This window comes from Streptomyces sp. YKOK-I1 (assembly GCF_054660435.1).
Window position 1 is genome coordinate 1,666,085 of the sequence record NZ_BAAGDR010000001.1, and the last position, 23,276, is coordinate 1,689,360.

At 71.6% G+C, this 23,276-nt stretch carries 19 protein-coding genes; 11 read left to right on the forward strand and 8 right to left on the reverse strand.

Annotated elements, in window-relative coordinates:
- Window positions 1-86 precede the first annotated feature (86 nt).
- The 5 genes from ACYQ8Q_RS06810 to ACYQ8Q_RS06830 all read right to left on the reverse strand — a co-directional run bounded on the left by ACYQ8Q_RS06810 (window position 87) and on the right by ACYQ8Q_RS06830 (window position 8,077).
- The gene (locus ACYQ8Q_RS06810; RefSeq protein WP_460062781.1) at window positions 87-2,567 is read right to left on the reverse strand and encodes a carbohydrate binding domain-containing protein; all 2,481 of its coding nucleotides are present in this window, start codon (window positions 2,565-2,567) and stop codon (window positions 87-89) included.
- 100 nt (window positions 2,568-2,667) lie between these two features.
- The gene (locus tag ACYQ8Q_RS06815; protein ID WP_460062783.1) at window positions 2,668-3,570 is read right to left on the reverse strand and encodes a glycoside hydrolase family 43 protein; all 903 of its coding nucleotides are present in this window, start codon (window positions 3,568-3,570) and stop codon (window positions 2,668-2,670) included.
- Between the two features lie 111 nt (window positions 3,571-3,681).
- Window positions 3,682-4,608 carry a carbohydrate ABC transporter permease gene (locus ACYQ8Q_RS06820; protein ID WP_460062784.1) on the reverse strand — a complete coding sequence of 309 codons (927 nt, stop codon included), beginning with the start codon at window positions 4,606-4,608 and terminating at the stop codon, window positions 3,682-3,684.
- A 32-nt stretch (window positions 4,609-4,640) separates the two neighbouring features.
- Window positions 4,641-5,513 carry a carbohydrate ABC transporter permease gene (locus ACYQ8Q_RS06825; protein ID WP_460062785.1) on the reverse strand — a complete coding sequence of 291 codons (873 nt, stop codon included), beginning with the start codon at window positions 5,511-5,513 and terminating at the stop codon, window positions 4,641-4,643.
- A 1,295-nt stretch (window positions 5,514-6,808) separates the two neighbouring features.
- Window positions 6,809-8,077 (reverse strand): ABC transporter substrate-binding protein, encoded by a 1,269-nt coding sequence (locus ACYQ8Q_RS06830; RefSeq protein WP_460062786.1) that lies wholly within the window; start codon window positions 8,075-8,077, stop codon window positions 6,809-6,811.
- A 388-nt stretch (window positions 8,078-8,465) separates the two neighbouring features.
- On the opposite strand from ACYQ8Q_RS06830, the gene ACYQ8Q_RS06835 reads away from it, so the two are divergent.
- From ACYQ8Q_RS06835 to ACYQ8Q_RS06860, 6 genes are all read left to right on the forward strand, one after another.
- A complete protein-coding gene (locus ACYQ8Q_RS06835) occupies window positions 8,466-9,479 on the forward strand; it encodes a LacI family DNA-binding transcriptional regulator (RefSeq protein WP_460062787.1) in 1,014 nt (337 codons plus the stop codon).
- Between the two features lie 235 nt (window positions 9,480-9,714).
- On the forward strand, window positions 9,715-10,605 hold the full coding sequence (locus tag ACYQ8Q_RS06840; protein WP_460062788.1) for an alkaline phosphatase family protein: 891 nt from the start codon (window positions 9,715-9,717) through the stop codon (window positions 10,603-10,605).
- Window positions 10,606-10,610: 5 nt separating this feature from the next.
- Window positions 10,611-11,891, forward strand: coding sequence for an MFS transporter (locus ACYQ8Q_RS06845; protein WP_460062789.1), 1,281 nt, complete (start codon window positions 10,611-10,613; stop codon window positions 11,889-11,891).
- Window positions 11,888-12,910, forward strand: a complete 1,023-nt coding sequence (locus ACYQ8Q_RS06850; RefSeq protein WP_460062791.1) for a TolB family protein — start codon at window positions 11,888-11,890, stop codon at window positions 12,908-12,910. The genes ACYQ8Q_RS06845 and ACYQ8Q_RS06850 overlap by 4 nt, the downstream gene beginning before the upstream one ends.
- 104 nt (window positions 12,911-13,014) lie before the next feature.
- A complete protein-coding gene (locus ACYQ8Q_RS06855; RefSeq protein ID WP_460062792.1) occupies window positions 13,015-13,272 on the forward strand; it encodes an EF-hand domain-containing protein in 258 nt (85 codons plus the stop codon).
- A 494-nt stretch (window positions 13,273-13,766) separates the two neighbouring features.
- On the forward strand, window positions 13,767-15,932 hold the full coding sequence (locus ACYQ8Q_RS06860; protein WP_460062794.1) for an ATP-binding SpoIIE family protein phosphatase: 2,166 nt from the start codon (window positions 13,767-13,769) through the stop codon (window positions 15,930-15,932).
- A 30-nt stretch (window positions 15,933-15,962) separates the two neighbouring features.
- Here ACYQ8Q_RS06860 and ACYQ8Q_RS06865 read toward each other — a convergent pair whose 3' ends face one another.
- Window positions 15,963-16,088, reverse strand: coding sequence for a hypothetical protein (locus ACYQ8Q_RS06865; protein ID WP_460062796.1), 126 nt, complete (start codon window positions 16,086-16,088; stop codon window positions 15,963-15,965).
- Window positions 16,085-17,068: a fumarylacetoacetate hydrolase family protein gene (locus ACYQ8Q_RS06870; RefSeq protein ID WP_460073204.1), complete on the reverse strand. Its 984-nt coding sequence runs from the start codon at window positions 17,066-17,068 to the stop codon at window positions 16,085-16,087. Before ACYQ8Q_RS06870 ends, ACYQ8Q_RS06865 begins: the two co-directional genes overlap by 4 nt.
- A gap of 216 nt (window positions 17,069-17,284) precedes the next feature.
- Here ACYQ8Q_RS06870 and ACYQ8Q_RS06875 point away from each other — a divergent pair, with 216 nt between their 5' ends.
- From ACYQ8Q_RS06875 to ACYQ8Q_RS06885, 3 genes are all read left to right on the forward strand, one after another.
- Window positions 17,285-17,980, forward strand: coding sequence for a DinB family protein (locus ACYQ8Q_RS06875; RefSeq protein WP_460062797.1), 696 nt, complete (start codon window positions 17,285-17,287; stop codon window positions 17,978-17,980).
- 167 nt (window positions 17,981-18,147) lie between these two features.
- Window positions 18,148-18,867 carry a TetR family transcriptional regulator gene (locus ACYQ8Q_RS06880; RefSeq protein ID WP_460062798.1) on the forward strand — a complete coding sequence of 240 codons (720 nt, stop codon included), beginning with the start codon at window positions 18,148-18,150 and terminating at the stop codon, window positions 18,865-18,867.
- Between the two features lie 244 nt (window positions 18,868-19,111).
- A complete protein-coding gene (locus ACYQ8Q_RS06885; RefSeq protein ID WP_460062800.1) occupies window positions 19,112-20,665 on the forward strand; it encodes a hypothetical protein in 1,554 nt (517 codons plus the stop codon).
- Window positions 20,666-20,728: 63 nt separating this feature from the next.
- On the opposite strand, the gene ACYQ8Q_RS06890 is transcribed toward ACYQ8Q_RS06885, so the two are convergent.
- Window positions 20,729-21,379, reverse strand: a complete 651-nt coding sequence (locus tag ACYQ8Q_RS06890; protein WP_460062802.1) for a GntR family transcriptional regulator — start codon at window positions 21,377-21,379, stop codon at window positions 20,729-20,731.
- Between the two features lie 156 nt (window positions 21,380-21,535).
- On the opposite strand from ACYQ8Q_RS06890, the gene ACYQ8Q_RS06895 reads away from it, so the two are divergent.
- Both ACYQ8Q_RS06895 and ACYQ8Q_RS06900 read left to right on the forward strand, forming a co-directional pair.
- On the forward strand, window positions 21,536-22,042 hold the full coding sequence (locus ACYQ8Q_RS06895) for a hypothetical protein (protein ID WP_460062803.1): 507 nt from the start codon (window positions 21,536-21,538) through the stop codon (window positions 22,040-22,042).
- Window positions 22,039-23,259 carry a sarcosine oxidase subunit beta family protein gene (locus tag ACYQ8Q_RS06900; RefSeq protein ID WP_460062805.1) on the forward strand — a complete coding sequence of 407 codons (1,221 nt, stop codon included), beginning with the start codon at window positions 22,039-22,041 and terminating at the stop codon, window positions 23,257-23,259. The genes ACYQ8Q_RS06895 and ACYQ8Q_RS06900 overlap by 4 nt, the downstream gene beginning before the upstream one ends.
- The last annotated feature ends 17 nt before the right edge of the window (window positions 23,260-23,276 follow it).

Below are 23,276 nucleotides of genomic sequence, written 5' to 3' on the forward strand. Positions count from 1 at the left end.
AGGTCGTGGCACACACCCCTGGGCGGGCCGGATTGCGCCGGCCCGCCCAGGGTTCCGGGTCGGGGTCAGGGGTCAGGGGTCGGGGGTCAGGGCAGCTTGATCAGGGTGTAGTCGTCGCAGTACCCGGCCGCCGAACCCGCGTTCTTGTAGCAGTAGACGCCGGCGGAGGTCGCGGTGGCGCCGGTCGTGAAGAAGATCGGCTGCTGGGCGTAGGAGGTGGTGGAGGTGCGCAGATACGTCTCCGTGCCGCCGAAGCTCTTCACACCGACCGCGACCTCCTCACCGGCGGTGGCCGCCTTGGCCCACCCCGCCAGCAGATAGGTGCCGCTGGAGGTCAGTCCGCTCACCGTCTGGATCGCGCCGCTGGCGCTGGCGCCGGTCTGCAGGGCGTAGGTGCCGGTGCGGGCGTTGGAGGCGACGACCGCGGACGCCGTACCGGTGCTCTGGGCCCAGGGGGTGAGGGCGCCGGTCTCGAAGCCGGGGTTGGTGAGCGCGTTGGTCGCGGAGGACAGGGGTTCCACCGCGAGGTCGTCGCAGTAGCCCGCGCCACTGCCGCCCGCGTTCTTCCAGCAGTAGATCAGGGCCGAGGTGTTCGAGGAGCCGGTGGTGAACACCACCGCCGCCTGGGTGTACGAGGTGGTGGCGAGGTTGGTGTAGGTCTCGGTGCCGCCGAAGTTCTTCACACCGACGGCGAGGGTCTCACCCGCGTTGGCCACCTTCGCCCAACCGGTCAGCAGATAGGTGGTGTTGGGGCTCAGACCGGTCAGGGTCTGGTTGGCGCCGCTGCCGCTCGCCGCGGTGGTCAGCGCGTAGCCGCCGGTGCGGGCGTTGGCCCCGCTGACGGAGGAGGCGTTGCCGCTGGCCTGGGTCCACGGGCTCAGCGAACCCGTCTCGAAGCCCGCGTTGGAGACCAGGTTCCCGCCGGTGCCGTTGTAGGCGCCGATGTTGGGGGCGGCCGTGGCGGAGACGGTGTTGCCGAAGGCGTCCTTGCCGCCGTTGGAGCTGATCACCGTACCGGCGCGGAGCACGGGCGAGGACGGGTGCACCTGGTAGGCGTTCTTGCCGGTGTAGGAGGAGGAGCTGTTGGCGTTGCCCGGGTTGCGGAACTGCGGGTCGGCCGTCACCTTCGCCGCGTCGGTGGGCTCGGAGGAAGGGTGGTTGCCGTAGAAGAGGTTGTTGGAGTAGACGGAGCCGGAGCTGGTGGTGAAGTAGCCGCCGGTGCCGTAGTTGAAGACGGCGTTGTTCTGGAAGGACAGGGTGCCGGTGACGCTGGATCCGCGCCGGGAGTACAGGATCGGGGTGTTCAGGCCGCTCTTGTTGACGTAGACGCTGTTGTTGTAGATGAGCGGGACGGCAGCCGAACTACCGCTCTGGTTGGGGATGTTGCCCACGAAGTGGAAGACGCCGGTGCCATGGGTGGGGGTGCCGGAGGCGGGGCAGCCGGCATTGGTGCCGTCGTTCTCGCTGATGTTGTAGCGGATCACCGTGCCGTCACTGGGAACGGTGGAGGTGGGCTCGTTGGCGATGGTGAAGGGCGGCATCACCAGCATGAAGCCACCGAGGTTCTGGTGGCTGTAGTTGTACTGGAACGTGGTGTTGTGGTTGCCCCAGTCCACGTCGTAGCCGGTGCCGTCGGCGCCGTTGACGTGGCAGTACACCTCGTTGTTCTGCACGACGGTGTTGGAGCTGCCGGACATCCAGATGCCGGCGGAGGCGCCGTTGCAGTACTGGCCGGAGGGCGGGCAGGTGTTCTTCGCGCCGCCGTAGCCCGCCTTGTTGCCGTCGATGAGGGCGCCGTCGTTCTTGACGACGAGGATGTCGTCCGCGCCGTCGTAGGTCATGGTGTTGTTGCGGATGACGGTGCCGGTGGTCAGTCCGGTGCCCTGGCCGTCCCCGTCCGGGGTGACGGCGACGGCGATGCGGTCGACGTGGTCGAAGGTGTTGTTCTCGACCACGATGTCGTCCCAGGTGGAGACGGGGGTGGTGTGGTCGGTCTGGACGCCGACGCCCGCGTTGGTGGCGTACCAGCCGCCGCCGTAGCCGGTGATGTCGTGGATGTCCATGTCGTGCACCCGGATGTGGTGCAGGATGCCGCCGGAGCTGTTCTCGGCGAGGACGCCGGAGCGGTAGTTCGGGGAGGTGGCCGCGTTGGTCAGCTCCAGGCCGCCGATCTCCCAGTACTGCTGGTTGAGGAGATGGATGACCGGGCCGGTGGCGCCCTGGGCGTCGATGACCGGCTTGGCGCCGGTGCCGTACGCGCCCAGGGTGATGGGGCTGCCGGAGGTGCCGGAGCCGCCGGGGGTGAGCTGGCCGGTGCAGGTGGTGCCGGCGGCGAACAGGATGCTGTCGCCGGCGGCGAACGTGGTGCCGTTGACGCTGCTCACCGAGTTCCAGGGGCTGGCCTGGGTGCCGCTGCCGTTGGTGGCGGCCGAGCAGTTCACGTAGTAGGTCGTGCTGGCGGCGAGGGCGGTGTGGGCGGGGAGGAGGAGGGCGCCCGCCAGGGTGGCGAGCAGGGTGAGGACGCGGGAGGCCCTCAGGCCCGGGCGGTCCGTTCTGCGGCGCTTCATCGCGACGCTCCTTGGTGGGTGAAGGGTTCTCCGCGCCGCGGGATGCGACACGGCTCTTCGGGCACCGGGCGGGGCGGGGGAACCGGACCCCGCCCGGAGTTCATGCGTCGCCTCGGCCCGCGGGCAGGGCGGCCGGCAGGGGCGTCTCTAGGACGGAGGCGTGCCGCATGCCCGGGGGAAGGGCGAGGGGGACCGGCTCCCAGGCCACGCCGTCCTTGCTGCGGGCCGCCCCGTATCTCCCTTCGAGGAAGTGGTCGAAGATCATGACCATCTCGTCGCCGCGCCGGAAGATCGACGGGCCCTCCACCACGGAGGGGGTGACCGGTCCCACGGAGGAGGTCCACGGTCCGCCGGGGCGGTCGAAGGTGGTCAGATGGATGTCCTTGTGGGCGGTGCCGAGGTCGTTGGTGCCGCGTTCGTCCTTGTACGCCATGAGGAAGCCGCCGCCCTCCAGCTCCCGCACGGTGGCGTCGATGACCGAGTGGCCGGGGTCGAAGAAGATGTCGGGGTCCGAGAACGTGCGGAAGTCCTCGGTGGTGCAGTGCCAGATGCGGTGGTTCTGCGTGTGGTGTTCGAAGTCCCGGCCCTCGGCGCTGGTGCCGGCCTCGACGACCGACGACCAGATGAGGTGGTAGACGCCGGTCGCGGGCTCCAGGAAGAACTCCGGCGCCCAGGCGTTGTGGGCGCCGTCCACCTCGGCCATCACCGGGAGGAGCTCCTGGTCGGACCAGGTGAGCAGGTCGGCCGAGGTGGCGTGCACGATGTACGGACTCGTCCAGCCGTCCGTGGCCAGCAGATGGAACAGCCCGTCGGGGCCCACCCCGATGAACGGGTCCCGCAGTCTGCCGGTGCCGACCGTGCCCCGCAGGACGGGCTGCCCGCCGTTGACGGGCACGAACTCATGGCCGTCGTGGCTGTAGGCCAGGTACAGCGCCTCTTCGGCGTCGGTGAAGTAGGAGACCACGTACATCGGTGGCGGGTCCTTCCGGTACGTCGGGGGCATGGGGGCACCCCTGGACGGTGGGGGTCGTGGTGGGGCCGGGGGCGCGCAGCGGCACACGGCGGAGCAGCACGCGGCGGCGCCGGACCGGCGCGCGGCAGGGGCGGCGGTCGGCTACTTGACCGCGCCGGCGGACATGCCGGCGACCACCTGGCGCTGGAAGAAGACGAAGAGGATCAGCAGCGGCAGCACGCCGAGGAGGGCGGCCGGGAAGAGGGTCGTCGGCTGCACGGTGTGCGGGTCGATGAACGAGTACGCGTTCACCATGACGGTCCGCTTGTCGGGGTCCTGCAGGAAGACCAGCGGGACCAGCAGGTCGTTCCAGATCTGGAGGGAGACGAAGGTCAGCAGGGTGCTGGTGACCGGCCGCAGCAGCGGCAGGATGATCGTGAAGAACGTGCGGAACGCGCCGCAGCCGTCGAGTGCCGCCGCCTCCTCCAGGTCGGTGGGGACGGAGCGGATGAAGCTGGTGTAGAAGAACACGGCGACCGGGAGGTTGAGGGCCGTGTAGATGAGGACCACGCCCGCGTAGCTGTCCAGCAGGTTCAGGTCGCGCATCAGCAGGTACAGCGGTGCCGCCACCACGAACACCGGGATCGAGGTGCCGAGGATGAACAGCCGGTACACGGCGGTGGACCAGTGCTGGGTGATCCGGGCGAGCGGATAGGCGGCGAGTGAGCCGATCACGGTGATCGCCACACAGGAAAGGCCGGTGATGAGGAGGGTGTTGAGGGTGCTGCGCCCGTAGTGGATCTGGCTGAAGGCCGCGGAGAAGTTCTTCAGGGTCAGCGAGTGCGGGATGCCCAGCGGGGAGCGCGCCACATCGGCGGCGGTGCGCAGCGAGGTGGCGACCGTGAAGAGGAACGGCAGAACGAACAGCAGGGTGCCGAGGCAGAGCAGGACGGTGCCGAGGCCGCCGGTCAGCCGGCGCAGCGGGCTGCGGGGCGGTCCGGACGCCGCAGCGGGGCGGGTGGGGGCCGGGGGCCGGCCGGCGCGGGACGGGCGGGGGCCGGCCGGCGGCGAGGTGAGATGTGAGGTCATGGTGGCGGTCCGTCCGCTTCCGTCGGGTTCCATCAGATGCGTCGCTCGCGCAGCCGGAGCAGGGAGGAGGTGGCGCTGGACAGGACGACCACGGTCACGAGGAGGACGACCGACAGCGCGACGCCGTAGGCGAACTTCCCGCCGCCGAAGACGTTCCGGTAGACCAGCAGGGTCAGGGTGTCCGTGGCTCCGGCGGGGCCGCCGTTGGTCAGCACGAGGGGGAACTCGAAGACCTTCAGCGAACCGATCAGGCTGAGCGTCACGTTGACGGTGAGCGCCGGGGCGAGCAGCGGCCATTCGACGCTGAGGAAGCGCCGCCAGCCGCTCGCGCCGTCCAGGGCCGCCGCCTCCAGGAGTTCGGCCGGCAGGCTCATGTAGCTGGCGAGGAAGATCGCGCAGGAGTAGCCGGTGAACATCCAGATGTTGACGGCGGCCACCGAGTACAGCGCGGTGGAGGTGTCGCCGAGCCAGACGTGGTTCAGACCGTGCAGGCCGACCAGGTCGAGGAGGGCGTTGATGCCGCCGGTCGGGGCGAACAGGTACGACCAGATGAAGGCGGCCATCACGGGGGAGATCAGCGTCGGCGTGAGCAGGACGACGTTGAGCGTCTTCCGGACCCGGGGGCGGCGGAACAGCATGCTCGCGAAGAGCAGCCCGAGGCCGTTCTGCACGACCACGACGACGACCGCGTAGAGCACGGTGTGCCAGAGGGCGGCGGTGACGGCCGGGTCGTCGGCCATGGCCCGGTACTGCTGGGTGCCGACGAAGTGGGCGATCGGGCCGCCGAGGCTGTCGGTCATGCTCAGATAGACGCCGCGGGCCAGCGGATACAGCATGAACACGCCGTAGACGACGATGGCCGGCAGCAGGAAGGCGGCCATGGTGGCGCGCCGTCGGTGGAACACGGGGGGGTCCTCCTCTTGCCCGGATCCTCTTGCCCGGGCCCTCGATGCCCGGCGCTTCTTGCCCAGGCCCTCGACACCCGGGCCTTCGACACCCGGAGCCTCGACGCCCGGTGCCTCTTGCCCGGGGTTCTCGACACCCGGAGCCTCTTGCCCGGGTCCTGGTGCCCGGAGCCTCTTGCCCAGGCCCTTGGCACCCGGGCCTTCGACGCCCGGAGCCTCGACACCCGGGGCCTCTTGCCCGAGGTCCTCGACACCCGGAGCCTCTTGCCCGGGTCCTGGTGCCCGGAGCCTCTTGCCCAGGCCCTTGGCACCCGGGCCTTCGACGCCCGGAGCCTCGACACCCGGGGCCTCTTGCCCGAGGTCCTCGACACCCGGAGCCTCTTGCCCGGGTCCTGGTGCCCGGAGCCTCTTGCCCAGGCCCTTGGCACCCGGGCCTTCGACGCCCGGAGCCTCGACACCCGGGGCCTCTTGCCCGAGGTCCTCGACACCCGGAGCCTCTTGCCCGGGTCCTGGTGCCCGGAGCCTCTTGCCCAGGCCCTTGGCACCCGGGCCTTCGACGCCCGGAGCCTCGACACCCGGGGCCTCTTGCCCGAGGTCCTCGACACCCGGAGCCTCTTGCCCGGGTCCTGGTGCCCGGAGCCTCTTGCCCAGGCCCTTGGCACCCGGGCCTTCGACGCCCGGAGCCTCGACACCCGGGGCCTCTTGCCCGAGGTCCTCGACACCCGGAGCCTCTTGGCCGGGTCCTGGTGCCCGGGGCCTCGTGCCCAGGGCCTCGACGCCCGGCGCCTCTTGCCCGGGTCCTGGTGCCGGGGCCCTGGTGCCCAGGCGCTCGACGCCCGGGCCTCTTGCCCGGTCTTCGGCACCCGGAGCCTCGTGCCCAAGGCCTCGACGCCCGGCGCCTCTTGCCCGGCGCCTGGTGCCAGGGCCCTGGTGCCCAGGCGCTCGACGCCCGGAGCCTCGTGCCCAAGGCCTCGACACCCGGCGCCTCTTGCCCGGCTCCTGGTGCCAGGACCCTGGTGCCCGGAGCCCGTGCCCAAGGCCTCGACACCCGGCGCTTCTTGCCCAGGCCCTCGGCACCCGGGCCCTCGACGCCCGGAGCCTCCAGCCCAGGTTCTGGTGCCATGCCCGGGGCCTCGTGCCCAAGGCCTCGTAGCCAGGGCTCCGTAGCCAGGGCCCCGTAGCCAGGGCTCCGTAGCCAGGGCCCCGTAGCCAGGGCCCCGTGCCTGGAAGGGGGCCGTGGCGGGGGCGGTCAGGAGCCGATTCCTCGTGCCTCCGCCACGGCCGGCTGGGGTGGGTTACTTGGCGGACGCCGCGGTCTGGATGTCCTTGAGGGTCTGCGCGGCGGACGCCTTGCCCAGCAGATAGGCCTGGATCTTGGAGCCGGTCGCCGTCTCGGAGGCCGCGCCGTACCAGGAGTTGGACGGGAGGATCCGGTAACGGCTGTCCTTGAAGGCGTCGGTGAAGGCCGTGGTCTCGGTGCTCTCGGGGGTCAGCCCGCCGATGAAGGGCGACTCCGCGTGCTCGGCCTCGAGGTACTTGGCGAGGTTCTGGTTCTGCGACCAGAACTTGACGTACTCCCGAGCGGCGTCGCCCTGCTGTGACTGGGAGTTGACGGCCCACATGGTGCCGGAGAAGAGCATGCCGTTGGGCTTGGTGCCGGCGGCGCCGCCCGGCCAGGGCGCGAAGGAGACGGGGAACCCGGCCTTCTTGACGTTGGAGACCTGCCAGGCGCCCTGGTACCAGAAGGCGCTCTTGCCGGCGCTGAAGTCCTGCGGGCCCTGGGCCCATTCGTCGACGCCGAGCTCGTTCTTCCAGCTGACGTACCCCTTGTCCTCCAGGGTCTTCAGCTGCTCCAGCGACTCCTTCCAGTCGGGGTCGAAGGAGGCGTTGCCGGCCAGGAAGTCGGCGTCCCACTTCTTGTTCTTGTCGTAGACGAGGGTCGATCCGGCGGCCTGGAAGACGGAGCTGCCGGTCCAGGCGGACTTGTCGGGCAGCGCGATCGGGGTGATGCCGGCCTTCTTGACCTTGGCGAGGTCGGCGAGGAACGTCGGCCAGTCGGCGGGGACTTCGGTGATGCCCGCCTTCTTCAGCAGGTCCATGTTGGCGTACAGGCCGATGCCGATCAGCTCCATCGGCATCGCGAGGGTCTTGCCGTCGGTCTGGGCGAACGGCTTGGCGTCCGGGGCTATCCGGCTCACCCACGTCTCCCCGGACAGATCGGCGAGGTAGCCGGAGGCGCCCCACTTCTTCATCTTGTCCGTGTCGACCATGATGACGTCGCCGGCCTTGCCGCCCAGCAGTTCGGGCTGGAGCTTCTGGACGTAGGTGTCGTTCGCGGTGATGTACTCGAAGTCGACCTTGATCTTCGGGTTGGCCTTCTCGAACGCCTTGTTGATCTCGGCGACGTTCGCCGGCTCCGCACCGCCGCCCTTCCATGCCTGCACATGGAGGGTCACCGTGCCGTCGGCGGAGGCGCCGGACGAGTCACCGCCGCACGCGGCCAGCGACATCGCCAGGGCGGCGACCGTGGTGGCGACCGCGAGACATCTCCCAGAGCGCTTCATTGCATACCTCACCCATCGTCGGTACGGACCGACTTGTCATGTCTGAAGGGGGTTGTGGATCGTTCCGGCCGCACCGGGTGGGGTCGACCCGAGATGCGGCGAACGTTACGTGCCGATGGCCGGGAACTGTAACGCAAAACTTAGGCGACATCTATACGTAACTTTCCGTGGTCACCCAGCCCGGAAGTCGTAGCCTCGACCGGCCGCGCACGCCCCAGGAAATGGCGACACATGCCCTGTTCGCAGAGTCGAACTCGGCTCCCATCAGGAGCTTCATTGACGCCCCCTGCAACTTATCGTTAAAGTTTCCCCGGATATGCGGCACAGGCGAGACGACACAGGCTCTAAAGTCTTCGCGAGCCGGGCGGCACGGGCAGAAGGAGTCGGAGTGGCAGGGCGGGTGACCATCGCACAGGTGGCCGGCGAGGCCGGCGTCTCCGCGATGACCGTGTCCAACGTCATGAACGGCAAGCCGGGCGCCTCCGAGGAGACCCGGCGCCGTGTCCTGGAGGTGGCCGCGCGGCTCGGCTACCGGCCGAACGTCTCGGCCCGCAACCTCAAGGCCGGGCGCAGTGGACTCATCGGTCTCATCGCCCTGGATCTGACCAGCCAGTACGGGCTGGAGATCCTGCGCGGTGTCGCCGACGAGCTGGCCGACGCCGAGCAGGAACTGCTGGTGAACGCCTCGTACCACGACGCGGCGCGGGAGAAGGACCGGATCGAGTTCCTGGGCCGCGGCCTGGTGGACGGCGTCCTGCTGATCGCGCCCGTGCTGGAGAACGAGACGGTCGAGCTGCTGCGCCGGCAGAAGCTGCCGTGCGTCATCATCGACCCGCGCCGCCTGGACGTGCCCCTGCCCCGGCTGACCGTGGACAACTACCACGGGATGCGCCAGGGCACCCAGCACCTGATCGACCTGGGACACACCAGGATCGGCTACCTCCGCGGCGAGGAGGACCTGGAGAGCACCTCCATCCGCTTCCAGGGCTTCGAGGACGCGATGCGGCTCGCCGGCCTGAAAGTCGAGGAGCAACTGGTCGCCTCCTGCGACTTCTCCTACGCCAGCGGCTTCCGCGCCGCCTCCCGGCTGATCGCCGAACACCGCCCCACGGCCCTCGTCGCCGGCGCCGACCTGATGGCGCTGGGCGCCGTCGACGCCGCGCGGGCCCGCGGGCTCACCGTGCCCGTCGACTTCTCCGTCGTCGGCTTCGACGATCTGCCGCAGGCGGCGCAGAGCTTCCCCGGTCTGACGACCGTGCGCCAGCCGTTGCACGACATGGGCCAGAAGGCGGCCCGTGCGCTGCTGTCCCTGATCGAGGGCCAGCGGCTGCTCATGGAGCACATGGAGGTCGGCACCCAGCTCGTGGTCCGCAGCTCGACGGCACCGCCGTCCCAGGGCTGACCCACCGGTCCGCGGCCCGCGGAGCGTAGGCTGAAGGTGTCGGGCACTCCCCCGCGATGCCGCCCCGCCCGTCCTCCCCCCCCTTGATTTTGCTGTGCATTACCTGTGACTGACCCGACCTTTGCCTGCCGGTGTCCGCCGTTCGCCTGGCCTTCACGCGGGGCAGGCCCGGGGCCCCTAGGGTTGCGGCGCCGCTCCCCCCGAACGTCCGTCGCTTCTGTCCCGGAGGACAGTCATGGCCGCCGTCAAGGCTCCCCAGCGCAACCGACGTCCCCTCGCCGCACTCGCCGGCGCCGTCGCCCTCACCGCCGCCTCGATCGGTGTCTGGGCCGCCACGGCCACCACCGCCCAGGCCGCGGCGCTCCCGACCCCCGACCACGTCGTCGTCGTGGTGATGGAGAACCACGCCTACTCGCAGGTCATCGGCAGCTCCAGCGCCCCCTACCTCAACAACACGATCAAGGCGGGCGGGGCGAACCTCACCCAGTCCTACGGTCTGACCCACCCCAGCGAGCCGAACTACTACATGCTCTTCTCGGGCTCCAACCAGGGCCGCACCGACGACAGTTGTGTCTCCGTCGGTTCGATCTCCGCCCCCAACCTGGCCTCCGAGCTGATCGCCGCGGGCAAGACCTGGGCGAGCTACAACGAGTCGCTGCCGAGCCAGGGTTCGACGACCTGCAGCAGCGGCAAGTACGCGCAGAAGCACAACCCGTGGTTCGGGTTCTCCAACGTGCCGACCAGCACCGCGAAGACCTTCGCCCAGTTCCCGACCGACTACACGACCCTGCCGAAGGTGTCCTTCGTCGTGCCGAACCTGTGCAGCGACATGCACGACTGCTCGGTCTCCACCGGCGACACCTGGATCCAGAACAACCTGGGCGCGTACGCCGCCTGGGCCAAGACCCACAACAGCGTCCTCGCCGTGACCTTCGACGAGGACAACAAGCTCTCCGGCAACCGCATCCCCACCCTGTTCTACGGGGAGCACGTCACGGCCGGCAGCTCCAGCGCCACCACCTACAACCACTACAACGTGCTGCGCACGATCGAGGACCTGGCGGGCCTGTCCGCGCACGCGGGCAACGCCGCCTCGGCCTCCGACATCACCGGCATCTGGAACTGACGCCGGTGTACCTCGCGGACTCCCGCGGCACCGGGCCCGCCGTCGCCCAGGACATCCGTCCCGGGCGGCGGCCGGCCGCCGTGCCCTCCACCGTGCTGGCCCTCGGCGCGGTCAGCCTGATCACGGACGTCTCCTCCGAGATGGTCACCGCCGTCCTGCCGCTCTACGTCGTCGCGGGCCTCGGTCTCTCACCGCTCGGCTTCGGACTCCTCGACGGCATCAACAACGGGGTCGGGGCGCTCGTACGGCTGGCGGGCGGGCATCTCGCCGACCGAGGGGGCCGCCGGCACAAGGCGGTCGCGGGCCTCGGCTACGGTCTGTCGGCGCTGTGCAAGCCGCTGCTGCTGTTCGCCCACACCCTGCCGATGATCAGCGGCGTGCTCGCGGCCGACCGCACCGGCAAGGGGCTGCGCACCGCGCCCCGGGACGCGATGATCTCACTGGCCACCGAGCCCGAGCGCCGGGGGCGCGCCTTCGGGGTGCACCGGGCCATGGACACCACCGGCGCGCTGCTCGGCCCCCTCGTCGCCTTCGCCGTGCTGCGCGCCACCGTCGACGGCTATGACGCGGTGTTCGCCGTCAGCGGCTGTGTGGCCGTGCTCGGGGTCCTGGTGCTGGTGCTGTTCGTGCCCGCCCGCATCACCCCCGCGGGGGCCGTACGACCGTCCGAGGCGGCCCGGCCGACGCTGCCGGAGGCGTTCGCGCTGCTGCGCCGCCCCGCACTGCGCCGGCTGACCGTGTGCGCGGCGCTGCTGGGTCTGACCACGGTCAGCGACTCCTTCCTCTATCTGCTGCTCCAGCGCGCAGGACGGCTGCCCGCCGACCTGTTCCCGCTGCTGCCGCTGGGCACCGCCGCCGTCTTCCTGCTGCTCGCCGTCCCGCTCGGGGCGCTCGCCGACAGGGTCAGCCGCCGCCGGCTCTTCCTCGCCGGTCACGGGGTCCTACTGCTCGGGTACGGACTGGTGCTCTCCCCGTGGCACGGCGTCCCCGCCGTGATCGCCGTCCTCGTCCTGCACGGCACCTTCTACGCCGCCACCGACGGGGTCCTCGCCGCCGCCACCGCCGGTGCCGTCCCGGACCGGCACCAGGGCGCCGGGCAGGCCCTGGTCGGCACCGGTCAGGCGCTGGCCCGGTTCCTCTGCTCGCTGGCCTTCGGCGCGGCCTGGAGCCTGTGGGGCGGGCGGACCGCGCTCGCGGCCACCGCCTGCGCCCTGGCCGTCAGCGCCCTGGTCGCCGCGTACGTCCTGCGACCCGCCGCCGCGCCCGAGGAGGTGGTCGCCGTATGACCCGGACCGGTCGTCTGGTGGTCCTGCTGGTGGCGGTCCTGCTGCTGGGGAGCGTGGGGGCCGGGGCGGTGCTGTACGCGGCGCACCGGTCGGGCATGCGGGACGAGCAGCAGGCCGACGGTCCGACCGTGCGGTCCGGCAGCGTCTCCCTGCGGCCGGCGTCCGGCCGCCGGCTGCTGGTGCGCAACCTGGCCTGGGGGCCGCACCGCGACGAGATCGCCGCCGTGCCCGCCGACGATCCGCAGGGGCCGCGCACCGTGTCGGGCGTCAAGTGCCTGCGCTTCCACGCGGCGGCGGGCACCGGCATCTGCCTCCAGGCCGTGCACGGGGCGCTGCGGGACACCTACCGGGCGGTGGTGCTCGACGCGAGCCTGCACGAGCTGCGCCACTTCGCGGTGCCGGGCATCCCCACCCGGGCCCGGGTCTCCCCCTCCGGGCATCTGGTCGCCTGGACGGTCTTCGTCAGCGGGGACTCGTACGCCGGTACGAACTTCTCCACCCGGACGGCGATCGTCGACACCCGCACCTGGACGGTCGACGACAATCTGGAGACCTTCCGTATCGTCAAGGACGGGCACGTCCACCACGCGGCCGACACCAACGTCTGGGGTGTCACCTTCGCCGACGACCACCGCTTCTACGCCACCCTGGCGACGGGCGGGAAGACCTATCTCGTCCGGGGCGATGTCACGGCCCGTACCCTCACCACCGTGCACCGCAACGTCGAATGCCCGTCCCTGTCGCCCGACGGGACCCGGATCGCGTACAAGAAGCGGGTGAAGGGGGCCTCGCCGGACGCGCCCTGGCGGCTGTACGTGCTCGATCTGCGGACGATGAAGGAGACCCCGACCGCCGAGAGCCGCACCATCGACGACCAGGCGCTGTGGGCCGACGACGACACGCTCGTCTACGCCCTCCCCGGCGACTACGGCTCCGATCTGTGGACCGTGTCCGCCGACGGCGGCGGTACGGCCCGCCGGCTGATGGACTCCGCCGTCGCCCCGGCCTATCTGGGCTGACCGTGTTCTTGGCATGGTCCTGATGGAACCGGAAGGACGGAACGGGCGTTTTCCCCTGTGAGCGGGAGGGGACCCGCCGGCCGATCCAGAGGAACGAGGGCGACGTGCCGAGTGACAAGGCCCGAAGACTGTTCGAGGCGCTCGACCTCGATCAGGACGGGACCCTGACCCGGGCGGAGGTGATCACCGCCCTGCGGACCAGGGGTCCGTCGCTCGCCGCGTCGGGGGTGCTGCCGTTCTGGGGCCTCGGGGACGCCGACGCCTCCTCCGCCCTGTTCGACGCGGCCGATCAGAACGGGGACGCGGTGCTGTCCCTGGAGGAGTTCGCGGCGGTGGTGGACCGGCGCTTCGGCTGGAACTGATCCCCGACGCGCCGGGATCCGCGGCCCGTCAGCCGGAGTTCCAGCGCTACCGCCACGGCCTGGGCGGCGGCTACGCGGAGGTCGCGGCGGGCGAACGCGCGATCCCTGCCGGACGGCTGCCCGAGCGGCCCTTCGTCCGGGTCGGCCGGCAGTACCTGGCCGACCCGAGCCGTGCGCGGGGCGACCTCCACCCGGTCTGGACGTACGCGCATTCCGCGAGCGGATCCTCGACCGGTCGGTCCGCACCCCGGCCGGGCACCTCTGCCCAGTTCCTGATCGACCCGCGGTCGACACATCCGTCGGCCGGCACATCCGCGCGACCGTGGGCACCGAATACCCCTACGGGGAAGCACCGACGGGCTCCCGGCACCCCGGGAGCCCGTCACCCCCGGGGTCCGCCGGCTGCCGCCGTGGGCGCGGGCGCGAGGGACACGCACTCCGGGTTAGTGTGGAGATCAACCGATTCGCCGGACATGCGAGGTGGTGGTCCGCGCATGCACAGGCTCCGCACGACAGGAGCCGGGACGGCCGCCGCCGAACAGGCGGCGTCGGCGGGGGCCGGATGTCCGGTGCCGGGGGACGAGGAGACGGAGACTCTCACGCAGACGCTGCACCTGGCCCTCCGGCAGGCGACGACGTGTCTGGGCGGCCTCGGCTCCCTGCTGCACCGACGCGATCCCGGCACCGGGAGGCTGAGCCTGACCGCGAGCGACGGGCTCCCGCAGGCGAGCCTCGCGGCCTGGGCGGAACTGGGCGAGGAGCGGGACGTGGCGCCCGTACGGGCCGTGCGGGACGGCGCGTTCGCCTGGGTGCCCGGGGACGGCCTGGGCATCGGGGCGGACGGCACGGCGGCGGTGCCGCTGCTCGGCCCCGACGGGCCGGTCGGCGTGCTGTCCGTGCTCACGGCGGGGCCCGGAGAGCCGGACGGGACACAGCGGTCGTTTCTGCGCGCGGTGGCGGCCTGGGCCGCGGCACACCTGGCGAACACGCCCGGCGGGCCCGCCGGGTCCGAGCGGACCGTGCGCATGAACGAGCTGACCGTCGCGCTCGCCGAGGCCGTCACCTCGCAGGACGTCGTCCGGACCGTCGCCCGGCACGTGGTGCCCCCGTTCGGCGCCGACGGCCTGCTGGTCGACGTGCTCGAGAGCGGCCGGATCCATGTGGTGGACTCCGCCGGATACCCGGACTCCTTCCTCCGGCTGCTCAACGGGATGCCGTACGCCGAGCATCCCGTGATCACCGACATGCTGCGGACCCACACCCCCCTGTTCTTCGAGTCGCCCGAGGAGTTCCTCCGGGCCTATCCGATCCTCGGGGAGATGATCGAGGCGTCCCCGATGCAGTCCTGGGCGTTCCTGCCGATGGTCGCCTCAGGGCGCAACATCGGCGGCCTCACCCTGTCCTTCCACCGGCGGCGCTCCTTCAGCGACGAGGAGCGCACGCTGCTCACCACGCTGAGCGGTCTGGTCGGCCAGGCGCTGGAACGGGCCCGGCTCTACGACGCGGAGCACACCCGCGCCCAGGAACTCCAGCGCGGACTGCTGCCCAGGACGCTCCCCCGGCTGCCGGCCGTGCACGCCGCCGCCCGCTATCTGCCCGCGGGCCGGGGCGAGAGCGTGGGCGGCGACTGGTACGACCTGATCCCGCTCTCCGCCGACCGGGCCGCCATCGTGATCGGCGACGTCATGGGCCATGGCATCAGCGAGGCTGCCACCATGGGCCGGCTGCGCACCGCGGTGCGCACCCTCGCCGACCTGGACATGGCCCCGGACGAGCTGCTCGGGCATCTCAACGACGTGGTCAGCGAACTCGGCGACGACTTCTACGCGACCTGTCTGTACGCCGTGTTCGACCCGGTCACCCGGCTGTGCTCGTTCTCGCTGGCCGGTCATCCCCCGCCGGTCGTCGTGCACCCCGACGGCAGCGTCCACTTCCCCGAGCTGGCCGGCGATCCGCCGCTCGGCGCCGCCGACCCGCCCTTCGAGATCCATGAGCTGCGGCTGCCCGAGGACTGTCTGCTGGTCCTGTGGACCGACGGTCTCGTGGAATCCTCCGGCCGGGACTTCGACGAGGGGCTGGACCAGCTGAAGCGGGTCCTGGCCGAGGCCGCGGCCGGCGACCCCCGGTTCCGGCCGGGGCGCCCGGAGCACGGCGCACCGCGGCTGGACGACCTGTGCGACCTGGTCACCTCGGCGCTGCTGCCCGACCGCGACCGGACCCCCGACGACGCGGCCCTGCTCATCGCCCACACCCATGGCACCTCGGCCGAGGACATCGCCGCCTTCGACCTGCCCTACGACCCCCGGGCGGCCGGGCAGGCCCGCGCGCACATCCGGGGACAGCTCGCCGCCTGGGGGCTGGACGACCTCGTCGTCAGCACCGAACTCCTGGTCAGCGAGCTCGTCGGCAACGCCGTGCGGCACGCCCGGGGCCCCCTCGGGCTGCGGCTGCTGCGCTCCCGCTCCCTGATCTGCGAGGTCTACGACGGCAGCCTGACCACCCCGCGCATCCGCCGCACCTCGTACACCGACGAGGGGGGCCGCGGTCTGCAGCTCGTCTCCGCGCTCTCCCGGCGCTGGGGCGCGCGGTATCTCCGGGACGGCAAGTGCATCTGGACCGAGCAGGAGCTCGAACCGACCCCGGCCGAGCGGGGCGGGTAGCCGGAGGGCCGACGCGGGGGCCCGTCGTCGTCAGCGGGTGGGGACCCGTCGTCGTACGCGGGCGGCGACGGTCGCGTCGACCGCCAGCGGCACCCGCCGGGGGCCGTGCACCAGGTCCGTCGCCCCGTCCGCGTCGACCTGCCCCGGGCCGCTCACGGCCGTTCCCGGGTACGGCGGCGGGCCAAGGGCAGCGGACGGGGTTCCACGCCGGCGACGACGGTGTTGGAGACGGTGCCGACGCCCTCCACGGTGAGCGTCACGGTGTCGCCGGGGACGAGCGGCGGCGGGTCCTGTCTGCCGCGGACGCCCCACAGCTCGGCGAGGCAGCCCCCGTTGCCGCAGGTGCCCGAGCCGAGGACGTCACCGGGGCGCACCCAGGTGCCGCGTGAGGCGTAGGCGACCATCTCCTCGAAGGTCCAGCTCATGTGGGACAGCAGGTCCGTGCCGACGGTCTCGCCGTTGACGGCGGCGGTCAGGGCCAGCCGAAGGAAGCCCTCGGCGTCCCGGTACGGCTCCAGCTCGTCGGCGGTGACCAGGTAGGGCCCGAGGGTGGTCGCGGTGTCCTTGCCCTTGCAGGGGCCGAGGCGGACCTGCATCTCGCGGGACTGGAGATCGCGCGCGGACCAGTCGTTGAAGACCGTGTAGCCGAGGATGTGGTCGCGGGCCTCGGCGGGGGTGAGGTCGCGTCCGGCGCGGCCGACGACGGCGGCGACCTCCAGTTCGAAGTCGAGCACGGCGCTGCCCGGGGGGACCGGGACGTCGTCGTGGGCGCCGATCATCGCGTAGGGGTTGGTGAAGTAGAAGGTCGGAGCGTCGTACCAGGCCTCGGGCACTCCCCCGGCGCCGTCCACGGACCGCCGTACGCCCTCGACGTGCTCCTCGAAGGTGACGAAGTCCCGCACTGTGGGCGGCTCCAGCGGCGGCAGCAGCCGCACCTCGGAGACATGCGGGCCCGCCGGTGCGTCGAGGGCCGTGGCGCCGACGCGCAGCAGGGCGTCGAGACCGTCGCCGGAGCCGATCAGCTCGGTGAGCGACCGTGCCCCGGGCACCGGGAAGAGGGTCCCGTCCTCCTCGACCACGGCGACCCGGCGCCGGTGCTGGTGCTGGTGCCGGTGTTCATAGGTGGCGAAACGCATGGACGGCTCCGGGGTGGTTTCCTTGGCGTCGCCCCATCTCACGCCACCCCGCTCGAATCTGGGAAATCGATTCTCGTTATGCCGCGCATCCACGGAACGGATAGGGGTGGCCGGGGGTCGGCGGGCGCCCGGAAATGCGTCGCGCCCCGTGAGCGGGGCCAGCTAGCCTCCGCGTGGACATGACGAGGAGGCGGGCGACCGCGAGAGGGGCCACGCATGGGGACGGACCGTCTGGGTCTGCTGCTCGACCAGTTCGACTGCGCCAGGGAGAGGGCCCAGGTACGGCTGACCGGGCTCGGGGACGAGGAGTACCTCTGGGAGCCGGTGGCGGACTGCTGGTCGATCCGGCGGCGGGGGGGGGAGGCGAGGACTCCCCGGGCGTTCGGGCCGGGCGACTGGGTGCTGGATCAGGGCGCCCCGGACATCCCGCCGAGCGAGTACGCCGAGGTCGCCCGGCAGGCCGCGGACGGGATGTCCGTCGCCAAGATCGCGGAGGACTGGAGCGTGAGCGTCCGGCGGGTCGAGGAGGTCCTCGCCCACACCGGCCCGGTGCTGCCCGACCGGACGCCGGTCACCACGATCGCCTGGCGGCTGGGACATCTCCACTACGGCTTCGCGGGCGGCTGGGAGTGGGCCTTCGGCGAACGGCGCCGGGATCCGAAGCTGATGGTCGACTTCACCCCTGACGCCGCCCTCGCCCTCGAACGGTTCTGGGCCACGATCGACCGCTGGCGCGAGGCCGTCGCCACGGTCACCGACGCGCAGCTCGACACCGTCGGATTCTCCCAGTACCCCTACGGCTCCGACCCCGACGATCCCTTCGCGGACGTGCTCTGGGGCGGCAACCTGGAGTTCATCCACCACATGTCGGAGATCTCCCTGCTCCGCGACCTCTGGCAGCACCGGGCCTGACGGCGGCCGGACCGATCGCCGTGGCCGCGCCGGTCAATGCACCGTCCGGTCCGGCAAACCGGGATGACGTCCCGTGCTCCGCTCCGCCCGTAGAGGGGGAGCCGTCCGCCGCGCCCGCGGAGTCGGCTTTAATTCGGTACGTCGTCACGTCGAGCGGGAGAGCACCCATGCCACGACCGCCGGGCCATGGACCGGGCTTCGAGATCAGACGCCAGAAGATCATCGATGTCGCGGCAGCGCTGTTCGCCCGGCAGGGATACGCGGCGACGCCGATCAACGACCTGGGCCGGGCCGTGGGGCTCGCCAAGGGCGCGCTGTACTACTACATCGGCTCGAAGGAGAACCTCCTCGTCGAGATCCAGTCCCGGGTGATGGGGCCGCTGCTGTCCCGGGCCCGGCAGATCGCGGACCTCGAGGCCACCCCGTTGCTGCGGCTGCGGCTGCTGTCCGAGTCGCTGCTGACCATCATCTTCCGCCGGCTGGACCACATCTGGGTCTACGAGCACGACTACCGCTCGCTGGGCGGTGCGGAGCTGAAGACGCTGCTGGAGCAGCGTTCGGACTTCGAGCAGCTGATCTCCGCGCTGCTCGCGGAGGCCATGGAGCAGAGCACCTTCCGCACGATGGAACCGCGCCTGGGCACCCTGCAGTTCCTCAACCTCCACAACCACACCTATCAGTGGGTCAACCCGGACGGACAGTGGGACGCGGCGTTCCTGGCCCGCGAGTACTGCACGACGCTCTTCCGCGGCTTCGGCGCCCCCGACCACGCCCTGCCGAGGATCGAGGAACAGGCCGAGGCCTTCAAACGCGACCACCCCGGGCTGTCCCTGGACCCGGAGGCGGGGTGGCAGCCGACCGCGCAGGGAGCCGACGACGCCCCGTGACGGGGTGAATCGCCGCGCGCGGCGGGCGGTCGCCCCGCTCGCCGCATCCCGTTGCCACCCGCGCACCCCCATGCTCGAACTGCCGTTCACCCGGCCCTGACCCGCAACGTCCGGGCGTCCGGCGAGTTCTCAGGTCACGGTGTCGTCTGCCGCGTACGGTAGGCCCGCTGCCCGCCTCACCCTGTGCGGTGGAGCGGATACGGACAGCGAGGGAACGGGCAAGTGGGAAAGGAAACGGGCGAGGATGACCGAGGCCACGGCGAGCGAGCCGGACGAGCGGGTACTGGGGCGCCGGTGGACGGTGCGGCTGGACCCTGCCGGCCGTGGCAGCACGGCGGTACGCGTCTCCTGCAGCCGCCCCGCCTGTGCCGAGCAGCGACTGCCGTCCGCGGCCGCCGGCCGTGCGGCCGCGGTCGAACACCTGAAGTCCCACCTGCGGGCGGTCGCGGGGCCCCGGACCGGCGCGTACTGCGCGTGCCGGGCCGAAAGCTGCCGTACGCACCTCTCTCCCGCCGACCGGCAGCCGGGCGGCCAGCCCTGGCGGTGCGGCGGGGCGGTCGTCCTGGCCGTGCTGGGCGACCGGCAGGGCCGCTGGTGGCAGGCGATGGAGTGCTGCGCACGCTGCGCGGCCGCGACACCCGGCGCGAAGGTCGTCACCACCACCCCGCCCCCCTGCGGACCGGCCGCCGACCGCCCGTCGACCGCGCCGGCCGGAGCGCCGCGGTTCTCCGACACTTCCCCGCCCGCGGCCGGACCGCGGAGCGTGCCCGCGCCCCGCTCCTCGCCCGCGCCGCGCACCCGTCCGCACGGGAAGATCGCCCAGCGGATCGTCCCGCACGATCTGCGGCCCGCCATCCTGCGGGACGAACTCGTCGAACTCGGTGACCTGTTCCGCGCGTACCAGAAGCAGGCCGAGCCCGATCTGGCGCTGCTCGCCGACCTCCATGAACGCAAGGCGCACGCCTTCACCACCTGGGCCGAGGTCACCGGTGACAGCACGCTGCGGCGGGAGGCGGTGCGTGCCGAGCAGGCCGCCGCCGCGGCCCGCTCCCAGCACCTTCAGCGCACCGGCCTCGGCGCGGACGCCGACGGGCCGGGCGTCAGCCGTGTGCTGAACGCGCCGGTGCAGTGGGAACACGTACGCTCCGTCCTCGCCCATGTGGCCGACCACAACCCGCTGCCGGGACCCGACGCCCGGCTGCTCGTCCTGATGCTGACCCTGCGTACGGCGCACACCGGCACCGGCAACGTCGTCGGCCAGGACGTCACCGCGCTGGGTCTGACGGACCCGCAGGAGCTGGTCGAGCAGCTGACCGACTGCGGATGGCTGGTGGTCCCCGGCACCGCGGAGGAACTGCTGGCCTCCCGGCCGGAGAGCCCCACCGCCGTCATCGTGCCTTCCCTGGCACCCGGCGAGGACGGTTCGGGACCGTTCACGTTCAGCAGGAAGACACGGCCCAGGCTCAGCGGCTGGGCCCAGAAGATCGTCTCGGACAGGAAACTCCGCAAGGCCAAGGCCACCGCCGGCACCCGCCTGCTCGCCCTGACCCTGGCCACCCGCACCAACGGCTCGGGCCGCCTCGGCCCCGACGGCCAGGGCATCGCCCTGAGCTCCCTCACCGCCGCGATCCCGGTGGATCCCGGCGAGTTGCGGCACCTGGTGGACCAGCTCACCGCGGCGGACTGGCTCACCGAAGCCGCCCTGACCGACACCCACCTCACCGGACGACTCACGGAACGCGTCCTCCCCCTCACCTGCCCCCTGCCGGAGTCGGACCCGACGGACCAGACCGGGTAGCGTTCCGCCCCGTGACCGGAGCGCCTGACGGTCCGTACGGGTGTCGTTCCGGCGCAGGGGAGCTCAGAGCAGGGAACGGATCGCGGTCTCGAAATGCTCCACATGCTCGGCGGCCAGGGCCGCGGCGCGGTCCCCGTCCCCCGCCAGGACCGCGCGTACGAGCGGACCGTGCTCGCCCACATGGCCGGCCAGCCCGGGAAGGCGGTCGAGGAACAGACACCAGATCCGCGTGGCCAGGTTGTCGTAGCGCACGAGCGTGTCCTGGAGGAAGGGGTTCGCCGTGGCGGTGTACAGGGCCCGGTGCAGCCGGAGGTCCAGTGCGAGGAGTTCGCCGACCTCCCGTCCGGCGGCCGCGTCCACCTCCTCCAGCAGTCGGCCCAGGACCGCCCGGTCCGCCGCGCCGGCCCGGCGCGCGGCGCAGTCGGCCGCCAGCGGCTCCAGCCGGAGGCGCACCTCGGTGAGGTGACCGAGGTCGGTGATCTGCACCTCGGAGGCGAACGTGCCGCGCCGCGGGTAGGAGACCACGAGCCGGTCGACCTCCAGGCGCTTGAGCGCCTCGCGCACCGGTGTGCGTCCGACCCCCAGCTCCGCCGCCACCTGCTCGTCGTTGATGGGTGTGCCGGGCGCGATCTGCAGCGTCACCAGGCGGTCGCACAGGGCCCGATAGGCCCGCTCGGCCAGGGTGAGCCCGCTCTCCGCCACCGCGACCGACATGCGCGCCCTCCTCGCCGAGACTCGTTCCTCTCACGCTAGCACGATTGATATATCAGTCTGGCGGAAGGACTGTGCGACGACTCCTTGACGACTGACCTGAACTACACCTACAACTGATATATCAGACGTACGCCTCTCGTCTTCCAAGGGGACCGCATGAGCTTCTTCGCGCCGGTGGCGGCGCTGCAGACCCAGGGCTCGGTCCTGACCGACAAGTACGCCGAGGGCTACCCCGAGAAGCGCTACTACGACGGCTGCGCGCACGTCGACACGATCGAGCAGCTGGCGATCGACCGGGGCACCGCGCTGCTGCTAACCGGCGGCACGGAGGTCCATCTCGTCCTGGTGGACCTGCGCGACAGCTCCCTCGACGGCCGGCAGGCCGAGGACCGGCTGCACGCGGTCGGCATCACCGTCCACCGCAACGCCGTCCCCTTCGACCCGCGCCCGCCCATGGTGTCGTCCGGGCTGCGGATCGGCACCCCCGCCCTGGCCACCCGTGGCTTCGGCGAGGCCGAGTTCCGCGAGGTCGCCGACATCATCGCCCACACCCTCAAGCCCGAGCAGCTCCCCGCCGAACAGGCCGGGGCGCTGCGCGGCCGGGTGGCGAGGCTCGCCGCCGCGTTCCCCCTGTACCCCGAGCTGAACGGAGCCGCGGCATGACCGGCACGCCGCTTCCGGACCACCCGGACTTCCTCTGGCGCAACCCCGACCCCAAGCGCTCGTACGACGTGGTGATCGTCGGCGGCGGCGGGCACGGCCTGGCCACCGCCTACTACCTGGCCAAGAACCACGGGATCACCAATGTCGCGGTGCTGGAGAAGGGGTGGCTGGCCGGCGGGAACATGGCCCGCAACACCACCATCATCCGCTCCAACTACCTGTGGGACGAGAGCTCCGGCATCTACGAGCACTCCCTGAAGCTGTGGGAGACCCTCGAGGAGGACCTCGACTACCCCATCCTGTTCAGCCAGCGCGGGGTGCTGAACCTCGCGCACACCCTCCAGGACATCCGGGACAGCAAGCGCCGGGTCCATGCCAACCGGCTCAACGGCATCGACGCCGAGTGGCTGGAGCCGGACGAGGTCGCCAAGGTCTGCCCGATCGTCAACATCGACCCGGACGTGCGCTATCCGGTGCTCGGCGCCACGTACCAGCCACGCGCCGGTATCGCCAAGCACGACTACGTCGCCTGGGGCTTCGCGCGGCGGGCCGACGCGTACGGCATCGACCTGATCCAGAACTGCGAAGTCACGGGCATCGACGTGACCGACGGCCGGGTGACGGGCGTACGGACCACGCGCGGCGACATCGCGGCCGGCAAGGTGGCGCTCGCCGGTGCGGGACACACCTCGGTGCTGGCCGAGATGGTGGGCCTGCGGCTGCCGTTGCAGAGCCACCCGCTCCAGGCACTCGTCTCCGAGCTGCTGGAGCCGGTGCACCCGACGGTCGTGATGTCCAACGCCGTCCATGTGTACGTCTCCCAGGCGCACAAGGGCGAGCTCGTCATGGGCGCCGGCATCGACAGCTACAACGGCTACGGCCAGCGGGGCGCGTTCCACATCATCGAGCGTCAGATGGCCGCCGCCCTGGAGCTGTTCCCGGTGTTCGCCCGCGCCCACATGCTGCGCACCTGGGCCGGCATCGTCGACACCACCCCGGACGCCTCCCCCATCGTCGGCCTCACCCCGGTCGAGGACCTGTACCTCAACTGCGGCTGGGGGACGGGCGGGTTCAAGGCCACCCCCGGCGTCGGCTGGTGCTACGCCCACACCATCGCCACCGGCGAACCCCACCCGTACAACGCGCCCTTCGCCCTGTCCAGGTTCGTCACCGGCGCGCTGGTCGACGAGCACGGCGCGGCCGCCGTCGCCCACTGACCCCTCCCGGAGACTCC

What these genes read in the sequence shown, in the direction of transcription:
- ACYQ8Q_RS06885 (WP_460062800.1), top strand. Translation starts at nt 19,112, where the DNA reads ATGACCGAGGCCACGGCGAGCGAGCCGGACGAGCGGGTACTGGGGCGC.
- ACYQ8Q_RS06900 (WP_460062805.1), top strand. Translation starts at nt 22,039, where the DNA reads ATGACCGGCACGCCGCTTCCGGACCACCCGGACTTCCTCTGGCGCAAC.
- ACYQ8Q_RS06875 (WP_460062797.1), top strand. Translation starts at nt 17,285, where the DNA reads ATGGGGACGGACCGTCTGGGTCTGCTGCTCGACCAGTTCGACTGCGCC.
- ACYQ8Q_RS06820 (WP_460062784.1), bottom strand. Translation starts at nt 4,608, where the DNA reads ATGACCTCACATCTCACCTCGCCGCCGGCCGGCCCCCGCCCGTCCCGC.
- ACYQ8Q_RS06810 (WP_460062781.1), bottom strand. Translation starts at nt 2,567, where the DNA reads ATGAAGCGCCGCAGAACGGACCGCCCGGGCCTGAGGGCCTCCCGCGTC.
- ACYQ8Q_RS06895 (WP_460062803.1), top strand. Translation starts at nt 21,536, where the DNA reads ATGAGCTTCTTCGCGCCGGTGGCGGCGCTGCAGACCCAGGGCTCGGTC.
- ACYQ8Q_RS06850 (WP_460062791.1), top strand. Translation starts at nt 11,888, where the DNA reads ATGACCCGGACCGGTCGTCTGGTGGTCCTGCTGGTGGCGGTCCTGCTG.
- ACYQ8Q_RS06830 (WP_460062786.1), bottom strand. Translation starts at nt 8,077, where the DNA reads ATGAAGCGCTCTGGGAGATGTCTCGCGGTCGCCACCACGGTCGCCGCC.
- ACYQ8Q_RS06860 (WP_460062794.1), top strand. Translation starts at nt 13,767, where the DNA reads ATGCACAGGCTCCGCACGACAGGAGCCGGGACGGCCGCCGCCGAACAG.
- ACYQ8Q_RS06870 (WP_460073204.1), bottom strand. Translation starts at nt 17,068, where the DNA reads ATGCGTTTCGCCACCTATGAACACCGGCACCAGCACCAGCACCGGCGC.
- ACYQ8Q_RS06880 (WP_460062798.1), top strand. Translation starts at nt 18,148, where the DNA reads ATGCCACGACCGCCGGGCCATGGACCGGGCTTCGAGATCAGACGCCAG.
- ACYQ8Q_RS06815 (WP_460062783.1), bottom strand. Translation starts at nt 3,570, where the DNA reads ATGCCCCCGACGTACCGGAAGGACCCGCCACCGATGTACGTGGTCTCC.
- ACYQ8Q_RS06840 (WP_460062788.1), top strand. Translation starts at nt 9,715, where the DNA reads ATGGCCGCCGTCAAGGCTCCCCAGCGCAACCGACGTCCCCTCGCCGCA.
- ACYQ8Q_RS06890 (WP_460062802.1), bottom strand. Translation starts at nt 21,379, where the DNA reads ATGTCGGTCGCGGTGGCGGAGAGCGGGCTCACCCTGGCCGAGCGGGCC.